Raw genomic sequence first — 7,134 nt, forward strand, 5'->3', positions numbered from 1 at the left:
GCTCCGTTCCCGTGGGCCTCATCCTCCGCGACATGCTCCATGTCTGCGACACGGCCCGGGAGGCACGGCACATCCTCAACGGCCGGCACGTCCTCATCGACGGCCGCCCCGTGACGAACCCCAAGTTCCCGGTCGGGCTGATGGACGTGGTCTCCCTGGAGGACACGAAGGCCCATTACCGGATGCTCGTCGACCACCGCGGGCGGATGAACCTGCAGACCGTCGAGGCGCCCGAGGCCAAGTGGAAGCTGTGTCGGATCGAGAACAAGACGACGGTCCGCGGGGGGAAGACGCAGATCAACCTCCACGACGGTCGCAACGTGCTCTTGCCCAAGGACGCACACAAGACGGGGACCACCCTCAAGCTCGGCGTGCCGGACCAGAAGGTCCTGGCTCACTTCGATCTCGCGGAGGGCGCCACCGCGCTGATCACGGGCGGCAAGCACGTGGGGGAGCTCGCTCACGTCCTCGCGGTCCAGAAGACGCGCAACCCGAGGGCGAACGTGGTCACGTTCAAGGAAGGCTTCTCCACGGACGTCGACAAGGTGTTCGTCGTGGGCAAGGAGGCCGCGGAAGTCAAGCTGCCGGAGGTCTCGGCGCTCTAGGTGGGACCATGGCGGGCATGCGCGAGATCCGGATCGAGAAGGTCGTCGTGAACGTCGGCGTGGGCGAGGCGGGCGACAAGCTCGTCAAGGCCCAAAAGGTCCTCCAGCTCGTGACCCAGCAGAAGCCGACCCAGACCCTGGCCCACGCGGCCGTGCGGGACTGGGGTGTGCGGAAGAACATGGCGATCGGCACGAAGGTGACGCTGCGCGGCGCCGAGGCGGAATCGTTCCTCAAGCGCGCCCTGTCCATCCGGAACAACCGCCTCCCGGCGTACAGCTTCGATCCTCGCGGCAATTTCTCCTTCGGCGTTCCCGACTACACGGACTTCGAGGGCATGAAATACGACCCCGAGATCGGCGTGTTCGGCATGGACGTCGCCGTGAGCCTCCAGCGGCCGGGGTTCCGCGTCGCGAGGCGGCGCGTCCGCGCCCGCCCGATCCCGCAGCGTCATCGAATCACCCGGGCCGAGGGCATCGAGTTCATCAAGACCCACTTCGGAACCGAGGTGGTCGAGTGAAGCGGACGAAGGAGTTTGGCCGGAAGAAGGGCTGTCTGCGGTGTGGGCGGAAGCGGGGCATCGTGCGGCGGTACGGGCTGCATCTCTGCCGCCAGTGCTTCCGCGAGATCGCGTACGACCTGGGCTTCCGCAAGTACAGCTGAGGTGACCCCATGTTGCACGATCCCCTGAACGACGCCATGGTCACGATCCGCAACGCGGAGGCCACGGGGAAGCACGAGTGCTTCATCCGCCCCGCGTCCAAGCTCATCGGCCGGGTGCTCAAGGTCATGCAGGAGTCCCAGTACATCCACTCCTTCGAACTCGTCGAGGACGGGCGCGGCGGCATCTACCGCGTCCAGCTCGTGGGCACGATCAACTCTTGCGGCGTGATCAAGCCGCGGTTCTCCGTGCGGCGCACGGACCTCGAGAAGTACGAGGCGCGGTACCTTCCCGCTCAGGACTTCGGCGTCCTCATCCTGACCACCACGGAAGGCGTGATCTCCCAGACGAGGGCCAAGGAAATCGGGGTGGGCGGGAAGCTCCTCGCCTACGTGTACTGAGGTGGACCATGCCAATCACCGGTCTCAAAGAGGAGCGCGTGAAGATCCCGGACGGCGTCCAGGTCCACCTCCAGGACGACCAAGTCGTGGTATCGGGCAAGGGCGTCACCCTCCAACGGACGCTCTCCCACCCGCGGGTCTCCCTGGTTGTCGAGGGCGGTGAGGTCCGGGTGCGCTCCGAGTTCCCGAAGCGCCGCGAAGGCGCGTTGGTCGGGACGTTCGCGGCCCACGTGCGGAATATGATCCTGGGCGTCACCCAGGGCTTCACGTACGAGATGAAGATTGTCTACAGCCACTTCCCCGTGAAGGCGACCGTGAAGGGTCCCGAGTTCCTCATCGAGAACTTCCTCGGGGAGAAGTTCCCCCGCAAAGCGAGGATTCTCGGCGCCACGAAGGTCGAGGTCAAGGGGGACCAGGTGGTCCTCACGGGTCCCGACATCGAGGCCGTGTCGCAGACGGCCGCGAACATCGAGCAGGCGACCCGCATCCGAGGGTTCGACCCGCGCGTCTTCCAGGACGGCATCTACATCACGAGGAAGGCCGGGGAGGTCTGATCATGCCGGAGGAAGACGCGACTCCTGCGGAACCGCCGAAGAAGCGAAAGAAGGCGTTGCCCGAGGCGCCCCCGGAGGCGCCGGCGAAGCCCAAGCTCCCGACTCCTCAGGAGATCCGGGCGGCCCGCAAGGCCGACCTCGTCGCCTGGTGCGAATCGTTCGGGCTGAGCACGGAGGGTCGCGTGGACGACCTCCGCACGCGCCTGTCCGGGTACGTCGCCGCGGAGACGAAGGCGGCTCCCGCGCCCACGCCCGAGGCGAAGGCCGAGGCGCCGAAGCCGAAGGAGGCGCCCGCGGAAGGGAAGAAGCCCGCCGCAGCGAAGCCCGTCAAGAAGGCTCCCAAGGAGGAGCCGAAAAAGCCCGCCAAGAAGCCGCGGAAGGGCGCGGGAAAGGAGGAAGAGGGAGAGACCAAGGAAGAGGGGGCCGAAACCGAGTACGAGCCGAACCTGAAACCCAAGCTCGAACCCCGAATCAAACGGCTCCTCGCCCTGCGCGCCTCCCGGTCCATGCACCGTCCTGCGTTCCACCGACAGGAGTGGTTCCGCTACAAGAAGTTCGGGGACGAGTGGCGGAAGCCCCAGGGCGGCCAGTCCAAGCTCCGCCGCCACTTCGGCTACCGCTGGAACCTCCCCTCCGTGGGCTATCGCGGACCCCGCGACGTCCGCGGGCTGCATCCGAGCGGTTTCCAGGAGGTCCTCGTCCACAACGAGCGCCAGCTCGACGGTCTCGACCCGGCGAAGCAGGCCGTGCGGATCGCCCACGGAGTCGGTTCGCGCAAGCGTGAGCTCATCGAGAAGTCGTGCGACGACAAGGGCCTCCGGGTCCTGAACCGGATGGTGACCGAATGAGGTTCGACCATCAGCGCCGCCTGGCCTCCGAGATCCTGGGCTGTGGGATCAACCGCGTGCGCATCACGACGGACCCCGCGGAGCAGGAGAATGTCTTCGACGCGATCACGCGCGAGCAGGTCCGCGAGCTCATCCGGAGGAATGTGGTCACGAAGCGCGAGGAGCGAGGCGTCTCGCGCGGCCGCACGCGTCTCCGCGCGATGCAGAAGCGGAAGGGCCGCCGCCGGGGCCAGGGGACGCGCCGGGGCTCCGCGAACGCTCGCGCGCCCAAGAAGGTCCAGTGGATCGGAACGATCCGGCGGCTCCGGGCCTACCTCCGCGAGCTGAAAACCCAGGGACGCATCGACGTCCACACCTACCGGAGGTTCTACCGCCAGGCGAAGGGCGGCATGTTCAAATCCAAGGCGCACCTGACCCAGCAACTCCAAATGGCAGGCGTTCTCAAGGAGGCGGCGAAATGAAAGCCCAGGGTCCCCACTTCCGTGTGGCGTTCCGGCGACGCCGTGAAGGGAAGACGGACTACCGGCGACGACAGCGATTGCTCCGGAGCGCCATGCCCCGGGCCGTTGTGCGCAAGACGCTGAACCAGACGCTGGTGCAGATCGTCGAGGCCGACGCGGCCGGCGATCGGGTGCTCGCGGCGGCTCAGTCCCTGGATCTCAAGGAGCACGGCTGGTCCGTGGGGACTGGCAACGTCCCCGCGGCCTACCTGACGGGCTACCTGGCCGGGAAGCGCGCGGTGGCCAAGGGCATCAAGGCCGCGGTCCTGGACATCGGCTTGCAAGAGCCGACCAGGGGGGGCCGGGTGTTCGCCGCCCTCCAGGGGTTGCTCGACGCGGGCATGCAGGTCCCCCACAGCAAGGAGATCCTCCCGACCAAGGCGCGCGTGCGGGGCGAGCACATCGGGGACGCCGTCGTGAAGTCGTTCGAGGCCGTCAAGGCGAAGCTGGAGGCGAGCTGATGCCCGGGCGGCGGCAGCGTGGCTCCCGCCCTCCGCGGGACTCGCGGCCACAGCGGGACCTCAGTCAATGGGCGCCGAAGACGAAGCTCGGGAAGATGGTCCTGAGCGGGCAGGTCACGACCATGGGCGAGGCCATCTCGAGCGGCCTCCCGATCCGCGAGCCGGAGATCGTGGACATCCTCCTCCCGGAGACGGAGGACGAAGTCCTCGACGTGAACATGGTGCAACGGATGACGGACTCGGGCCGCCGGGTCAACTTCGTGATCACGTGCGTGGTCGGAAACAAGGACGGCTTCGTAGGGCTGGGACGCGCCCGTGGGCGTGAGGTCGGTCCCTCGATCCGCCGCGCGATCGACAACGCGAAGACCAACATGATTGAGGTCAAGCGCGGTTGCGGCTCCTGGGAGTGCGGGTGCTACCGCGCCCATTCCCTCCCCTTCAAGGTCGTCGGCGCATCGGGCTCCGTAGAGGTCTCCCTGAAGCCCGCACCCCAAGGGGTCGGCCTGGCCGTCGGCGACGTGGCCAAGAGCATCCTCCGGCTGTCGGGCATCACGGACGCCTGGGGGTTCACGAAGGGACACACGAAGACCACGGTGAACTACGCCCTCGCTGCATTCGATGCGCTGCGGAAGACCGCGGGAATCAAGGTGCCGGGGGACCTCGCGGAGCGTCTCAAGATCCGCCAGGGCGCCGAGCAGGTCTATGTGCACAAGACGGCCGCCGCACCGCCCGAGGCTGCCGCGACGGAGCTCACCGCCGAGGGACGGATCGAGGGCACGGACCTCGCGGAGGAAGCGCACGAGGAGAAGGAAGCGAAGGCGGAACAGACGGACGACGAACCCGCGGACGGAGTGGAGAAGCCATGAGCTTCGCCGTGATCCGCCTGCGCGGGAAGCACGACCTCCGGGACACGGTTTCGGATACCCTGAAGATGCTCCACCTCACCCGCCAGAACCATTGCGTGATCGTCCCCCAGGACCCCACGTACGCGGGCATGCTCAAGGTCGTGAAGGATTTCGTGACGTGGGGCGAGGTGGACGAGCAGACCCTCGCGAAAGCCCTCCTTCGACGCGGCCGCGCGGTGGGCGACAAGCCGATCGACGATGCGTTCGTCAAGTCCCACAGCAAGTTCAAGTCCATCTGGGATCTGAGCCAGGCCGTGGCCAAGGGGGAGGCGAACCTGCGCGAGGTCACGGACCTTCGCCCCGTCCTGCGGCTGCATCCCCCCGTGAAGGGGCTCCGCGCGATCAAGCGGGGCTTCAACGACGGCGGGGACCTGGGATACCGGGGCACGGCGATCAACGAGCTCATCGACCGGATGCTGTTCGAGGGAGGTTCCAAAGATGCCAAGTAGGACCCGGAAACTTCGTGGGAGCCGAACGCACGGTCGGGGCAAGAAGCATGGTCGCGGAGCGGGCGGACGCGGCGGGACCGGGAACGCGGGGCTTCACAAGCACAAGTTCAAGTTCATGGTCAAGTACGACCCGGACCACTTCGGCCGGCACGGCTTCACGCGGCACGCCCAGAAGAGCGAGGTCACCGTGATCGACCTCGAGCAGCTCGCCCACCGCGTCCCCGAACTCGAGGCCCAGGGGCATGCGAAACGCGCAGGTGCGGCCGTGGAGGTCGACCTGACCGCGGCGGGCATCGGCAAGCTCCTCGGCAGCGGCCGGATCGCGTCGGCGTTCAAGATCACCGTGGCCGCCGCCTCGGAGCAGGCTCGGGCCAAAGTTCAAGAGGCCGGTGGACAGGTTCTCCTCCCCGAGGAATCCAAGGAGTAAGCGATGCCCCTCGAGGAGAAGAAGAAGAGTAGACTCTACGCCCTGAAGCCGCTCACGGACCGCCTCCCCGCGGTCACGCGGCCTGAGGGACACGTCCAGTTCCGGACGAAGATGTTCTGGGTCGTCGCGGTCCTCGTCCTGTACTTCGTCATGACGAACATTTTCATTTACGGGCTCGATCGCACGAACGTAATCGACTTCTTCTCGAGCCTTCGCGCGATCCTCGCGGGCGCCCAGGGCTCCCTCATGCACCTCGGGATCGGCCCCATCGTCACGGCCTCCATCATCATGCAGCTCTTCGCGGGCGCCAAGATCATCAACCTGGACCTCGAGGACGACGAGGATAAGAGCGTCTACCAGGGGACCCAGAAGTTCCTTGTGATCATCATGATTTTCGTCGAGGCGATCCCTCAGGTGTACGGGTTCCTGACCCCCGCCGCCGGGTTCGTGACGCGCCTGAACGGGGCCGCGCTGTTCGGGCTCATCCCCGCGGGGAACGGCGCCAATCTGGCCAAGCTCCTGATCATCCTCCAGCTCTTCCTCGGATCCTACCTCGTGTTCCTCATGGACGAAGTGGTTTCCAAGTGGGGCATCGGCTCCGGGATCTCTCTGTTCATCGCGGGAGGCGTGGCCCAGCAGATCTTCACGGGCACGTTCAACTGGGAGCCTTCCTCCGCAAGCTCCGCGGTGCCCGCGGGCGCGATCCCGAAGACCCTGTACTTCCTGGGGAACATGCCCGCCTCCCAGCTCTCCCAGACCGGGATCGAGCAGATCATGGTGGGCCAACCCAACCCGCTGATCGCGCTGTTCGGCACGATCGCCATCTTCTTCATGGTTGCGTATGTGGAGTCCACGCGGATCGAGCTGCCCCTGGCCCACGGCCTCGCCCGCGGCGCCCGAGGTCGGTACCCCATCCGCCTGATGTACGCCTCGAACATCCCGGTGATCCTGGTCGCCGCGGTCCTCGCGAACGTGAGCATGTTCTCCCTCCTCTTCTGGCAGCACCCCGAGTGGCCCCTGATCGGACACCAATGGTGGCTGGGCGCGTACCCGGCGGCCACGGATCTCCGCGTGACCTCAGGCCAGATCCAGCAGACCACGCCGATCGGCGGGTTCGCATTCTACGTGTCCACGGTGAACGGCGTCGCGGACTGGCTGTTGCCGCTCTTCAACCCGGTGCAGTACGGGGTCTACCTGAAGGGCCATTCGTACTTCCAGGTGCTCATCCACCTCGGCGTCTACCTCTTCATCTTCATCGTCGGCTCGGTCATGTTCGCCAAGTTCTGGATCATGACGACGAACATGGGGCCCGAGGACGTCGCCCG

11 protein-coding genes and 1 pseudogene are annotated in these 7,134 nt (G+C 66.6%); all 12 read left to right on the forward strand.

From position 1 onward, the window contains the following. Positions 1-605: 30S ribosomal protein S4e (locus VEY12_07115; protein HYM39898.1), on the forward strand; the 605-nt coding region annotated here is incomplete at its 5' end. Positions 606-613: 8 nt separating this feature from the next. Continuing rightward, positions 614-1,123 (forward strand): 50S ribosomal protein L5, encoded by a 510-nt coding sequence (locus tag VEY12_07120; protein HYM39899.1) that lies wholly within the window; start codon positions 614-616, stop codon positions 1,121-1,123. Then, entirely contained in the window at positions 1,120-1,266 is a 147-nt protein-coding gene (locus VEY12_07125) for a 30S ribosomal protein S14 (GenBank protein ID HYM39900.1), read from the forward strand. Before VEY12_07120 ends, VEY12_07125 begins: the two co-directional genes overlap by 4 nt. Before the next feature lie 9 nt (positions 1,267-1,275). Next, a complete protein-coding gene (locus VEY12_07130; GenBank protein ID HYM39901.1) occupies positions 1,276-1,665 on the forward strand; it encodes a 30S ribosomal protein S8 in 390 nt (129 codons plus the stop codon). Positions 1,666-1,673: 8 nt separating this feature from the next. Beyond that, the gene (locus VEY12_07135) at positions 1,674-2,219 is read left to right on the forward strand and encodes a 50S ribosomal protein L6 (GenBank protein HYM39902.1); all 546 of its coding nucleotides are present in this window, start codon (positions 1,674-1,676) and stop codon (positions 2,217-2,219) included. A gap of 2 nt (positions 2,220-2,221) precedes the next feature. Then, positions 2,222-3,067 (forward strand): 50S ribosomal protein L32e, encoded by an 846-nt coding sequence (locus tag VEY12_07140; GenBank protein HYM39903.1) that lies wholly within the window; start codon positions 2,222-2,224, stop codon positions 3,065-3,067. Further along, complete coding sequence (locus VEY12_07145) at positions 3,064-3,528, forward strand: 50S ribosomal protein L19e (GenBank protein HYM39904.1); 465 nt, start codon at positions 3,064-3,066, stop codon at positions 3,526-3,528. The genes VEY12_07140 and VEY12_07145 overlap by 4 nt, the downstream gene beginning before the upstream one ends. Beyond that, on the forward strand, positions 3,525-4,028 hold the full coding sequence (locus VEY12_07150; GenBank protein ID HYM39905.1) for a 50S ribosomal protein L18: 504 nt from the start codon (positions 3,525-3,527) through the stop codon (positions 4,026-4,028). Before VEY12_07145 ends, VEY12_07150 begins: the two co-directional genes overlap by 4 nt. Next, a pseudogene (locus VEY12_07155) lies at positions 4,028-4,708 on the forward strand (30S ribosomal protein S5). Before VEY12_07150 ends, VEY12_07155 begins: the two are co-directional and overlap by 1 nt. Before the next feature lie 182 nt (positions 4,709-4,890). Next, entirely contained in the window at positions 4,891-5,382 is a 492-nt protein-coding gene (locus tag VEY12_07160) for a 50S ribosomal protein L30 (protein HYM39906.1), read from the forward strand. After that, positions 5,372-5,809 (forward strand): uL15 family ribosomal protein, encoded by a 438-nt coding sequence (locus tag VEY12_07165; protein HYM39907.1) that lies wholly within the window; start codon positions 5,372-5,374, stop codon positions 5,807-5,809. The genes VEY12_07160 and VEY12_07165 overlap by 11 nt, the downstream gene beginning before the upstream one ends. 3 nt (positions 5,810-5,812) lie before the next feature. Next, a partial coding sequence (locus tag VEY12_07170) for a preprotein translocase subunit SecY (protein ID HYM39908.1) occupies positions 5,813-7,134 on the forward strand: 1,322 nt, incomplete at its 3' end.

This window comes from Thermoplasmata archaeon (assembly GCA_035632695.1).
GTDB lineage: Archaea > Thermoplasmatota > Thermoplasmata > RBG-16-68-12 > RBG-16-68-12 > RBG-16-68-12.